A 1,220-nucleotide genomic window follows, 5' to 3' on the forward strand; every position below is an offset into this window, starting at 1 on the left:
GTTAGCGGCATAATTTCGCCGGCGATGCCGCTTCCCGGTCGCGGCTTGGCCCGTTTTTGCGACTTGTCGATTCGGCGACTTGGCGCCGCGGCCGGCAAGGTTGCAACTTATCTTGAGTAGACTATGAAAATCGATATTACCTTTTTAAATCACGAGCAGTGTCAAATCCTGTTGTCGGAGACGCCGAGCGACGGCGTGCTGGTGGTGTGCCAGACCGACGCGGCCGGCGCCGAGGTCGTGCTCGGCCGCTTTCCGCTGACCGGCGCGGCGCTGCCGATTGCGATTCCGATCGGCAGCGAGCGCAGCGGGGAGTTGGAACGCCTGGTGTTCCACGAATACAACGGCGACACTCAACGGGCAGTTACCCACCGGTTGAATCTGGCCGCCACGCTGCTAGCCCGGCAAGCCCTGCAAGCCGGCGTTTACCGGGCCAGACCCAGCTCGGTCAAGCGGGTGGCGGCGTTGACGATTGCCTACAACGAGGATTTCGTACTGCCGAAGTGGGTGGATTACTACGGGCGCCAGTTCGGCCTGGAGAATCTGTACGTGATCGACGACGGTTCGGACAACGATCCGCGCGCGTATCTGCCGGCGGCCGTCAACGTGATTCGCCAGCCGCGCACCAGTTTCGACTCCTGGCGGCTGTCGCGCAGTCTGGGGATTTTTCAGCACTTTCTGCTGGAGACCTACGATTTGGTGGTGGTGACCGATTCCGATGAATTCATCGTGCCGACCCGCTCCGCCTATTCGAGTCTGGCCGATTACGTGACCCGCTTGGCCGTCGATACGCCGCGCCGCTTGATTCCGACCGGCTGGGACTTGGTGCATTTGCGCGGCGGCGATCCGGCGATCGATCTTTCCCAACCCATTGTCGGCCAGCGGCGGGCCTTGCTGCGCAACACCGCATTGGACAAGGTGGCCATCCTCAGCGACCACGTATCCTTCACGCCGGGCCAGCACCAATGCTACGAACCCAGCGAAAAAACCGATGAACTCACGCTGATCCATTTGCGTTATTTCGATTACGAATTCTCCCGCGAAAAACTCCAGCGCTACCGGACCACTACCTGGGCCGCCAACGACCTGTCGGCCGGCCTGTCCTACCACCAACGCCAGGAATTCAGCGCGCTGGAGCAGGAATTTCAACGCTTCGAGGAGCGTTACCAGGGCGGAAACGGCCCGGAAGCCAACGTACTGAACGACTTCTGGCGGGCGCAGTT

General features: G+C 61.2%; 1 protein-coding gene. It reads left to right on the plus strand.

What is annotated here, in order from left to right; translation table 11 throughout:
• Positions 1-123 precede the first annotated feature (123 nt).
• Positions 124-1,220: glycosyltransferase family 2 protein (locus AC3B8H_RS21540; protein WP_488443550.1), on the plus strand; the 1,097-nt coding region annotated here is incomplete at its 3' end.

It is taken from the genome of Methylomonas sp. BG-2 (genome assembly GCF_057766305.1).